Raw genomic sequence first — 664 nt, 5'->3', positions numbered from 1 at the left:
GTAAATCTGGAAGAACAATGCCTTACCATAAGACGCAGCATCCGATATGATGGCTCAAAGCGCAAATATATCATCGGACCAACCAAGCGGAAAAAAGTAAGGGTTGTTGATTTTGGAGATACGCTGGTAGAGATTTTCCGTAATGCCCGGAAAGAGCAGTTAAAAAACCGGATGCAGTACGGAGAACTTTATCACACGAACTACTACAAAGAGGTCAAAGAGAAAAACAGAGTGTACTACGAATATTATTGCTTAGACAGAACAGAGGAAGTCCCGGCAGATTATAAAGAAATTTCTTTCGTCTGCTTAAGACCGGATGGTTGTCTGGAACTTCCGACTACTTTGGGGACGGTATGCAGAAAGGTAGCAAAAACATTAGAGGGATTTGAAGGCTTTCATTTCCACCAGTTACGTCACACCTATACAAGCAACCTTTTGGCAAATGGAGCTGCTCCAAAAGATGTGCAGGAATTATTAGGACACTCAGATGTAAGTACCACCATGAATGTCTATGCTCACTCCACAAGAGATGCGAAACGAAAATCGGTTCGGCTTCTTGATAAAGTGGTAGGCAATGACTAAAAAAATTCCCTTATTTCCCTTGTGATTATCTCATAAGGGCAAAAATAAGGGAAACTACATATCATTTCACTAATGGACAGGC

General features: G+C 41.3%; 1 protein-coding gene. It reads left to right on the top strand.

Annotated elements, in window-relative coordinates:
• Positions 1-582, top strand: a 582-nt coding sequence (locus G4417_RS16535; RefSeq protein WP_173684240.1) for a tyrosine-type recombinase/integrase, incomplete at its 5' end; no start/stop codon positions are given.
• Positions 583-664: the final 82 nt, after the last annotated feature.

This window comes from Blautia wexlerae, assembly GCF_013300825.1.
Lineage (GTDB): Bacteria > Bacillota > Clostridia > Lachnospirales > Lachnospiraceae > Blautia_A > Blautia_A wexlerae_B.
The sequence above is the reverse complement of the archived record's forward strand: the minus strand, read 5'-3'. Positions and strand labels throughout refer to the sequence as shown.